Below are 734 nucleotides of genomic sequence, written 5' to 3'. Positions count from 1 at the left end.
TTCGGCCGCATGCCGTTGTTGGCCTTCTTGAACGCCTCCACGAAGGCCTTGTTCTCCGGGCTGTCATGGGCTGCCGAGTAATGCTGGGTCGTGATCGCCCCGAGCGCCACGTCGCCCATGTTGTTGAGCAGGTCGTCGTCCGTCACGTCGCCGGGGCCGATCAGCCTGATCCCGCTCTTGTCGAGGCCGCGTTCCACGAACTGCTTCATGAACTGCGCGCCGATGCCTGACGGCACGAATACGAACAGGGCGTCGGGCTTGGCGTCCGCCACCTTCTGCAGGAACGGCGAGAAGTCCGGGTTGGCCAGCGGCACCCGCAGGTTCTCCACCTGCCCGCCCTTGGCCGTGAAGGCTGTGGTGAACGCCTTCTCGGCGTCGATGCCCGGCCCGTAATCCGACACGAGCGTCGCGACCTTCTTGATGCCGTTCTGGGCCGCCCAGTCGGCCATGGGCACGGTGGCCTGCGGCAGGGTGAAGCTGGTGCGCACGATGTAGGGCGAGGCCTCGGTGATGGTCGCCGTGGCGGCCGCCATCACGACGGCGGGCACCTTGGCCTGGGTGGCCAGAGGCGCCGGCGCGAGGGCGAGCGGCGTGAGGCCGAAGCCCGCCATGACGGCGATCTTGTCGTTGACGATGAGTTCCTGGGCGAGGCGCTTGGTGACGTCGGCCGTGCCGGTGTCGTCCTTGACGATGAGCTGGATCTTCTTGCCCGCCACCGTGTCGCCGTTCTGCTG

General features: G+C 67.4%; 1 protein-coding gene. It reads right to left on the bottom strand.

The window, feature by feature from the left end; genetic code table 11:
- Positions 1-734: ABC transporter substrate-binding protein (locus KBI52_RS01130; RefSeq protein ID WP_210804821.1), on the bottom strand; the 734-nt coding region annotated here is incomplete at both ends.

Origin of the sequence: Microvirga sp. HBU67558, from assembly GCF_018069605.1 — a bacterium.
In the GTDB taxonomy this organism is placed as follows: Bacteria; Pseudomonadota; Alphaproteobacteria; order Rhizobiales; family Beijerinckiaceae; genus Microvirga; species Microvirga terrae.
Note: the sequence above shows the minus strand (reverse complement) of the source record. Positions and strands in the feature narration are given on the sequence as shown.